The sequence below is a fragment of the Pantoea sp. DY-15 genome, from assembly GCF_019795935.1.
In the GTDB taxonomy this organism is placed as follows: domain Bacteria; phylum Pseudomonadota; class Gammaproteobacteria; order Enterobacterales; family Enterobacteriaceae; genus Pantoea; species Pantoea leporis.
Genome location: NZ_JAIMIF010000020.1, coordinates 1 through 589, shown reverse-complemented (window position 1 = coordinate 589; position 589 = coordinate 1). Strand labels below are relative to the sequence as shown.

Here is a 589-nt window from a genome sequence, read left to right as displayed (position 1 = left end):
TCAAACCACGGCATGCCGCGGCTGAACGTCGGGTTGAGCGTAGCGACGCCGCCGAGGATTTTCTGCGTGTGGTTGAGTCCCAGCTGCGCGCTGGTGATTTTGCGGCTGCTGCTCTGCAACAGGGTATTGTTGAGATAGTTGTGGCTGGAGTAGTGATTCAGGCCGAGCTGGACGCCGGTTTTGATATCGCCGTTACGGAACAGCACCCACGAACCGTTAAGCCGGTGCGACACGTTGTCGCCGTTGCTCAACCAGGTAAAGCCGTTGTTAACGAAGCTGCTGTGATAGTTGCTCCAGCTGTAGGTGTAATCGAGTAAGCCGTATCCGTAGGGCACGCTGACGGCTGCCTGCAGGTTTTGCGCATCACGCCAGTCGCTGAAAGCGCTGCTGCGCCCGCCGCTGATAAACCAGCGGTCAGCCAGTCCCAGCAGATTGTTCCCCGCCAGCGACGCGTTGAGCTGGCCAACGCCGGTGCTTTTCTGTCCGCTGTTATCAAACCCCAGCGATGCGCTGAGCGGGAATTCCGGTTTGGCCGTTAGATTGACGACCGAATAACCAGCTTTAGGCGACGGCTGTATTTCAATCTGCA

At 57.9% G+C, this 589-nt stretch carries 1 protein-coding gene; it reads right to left on the bottom strand.

Going from position 1 to position 589, the window contains the following annotated elements; all coding sequences use genetic code 11:
• A partial coding sequence (locus tag K5Y32_RS24815) for a ShlB/FhaC/HecB family hemolysin secretion/activation protein (RefSeq protein WP_222186143.1) occupies nt 1–589 on the bottom strand: 589 nt, incomplete at both ends.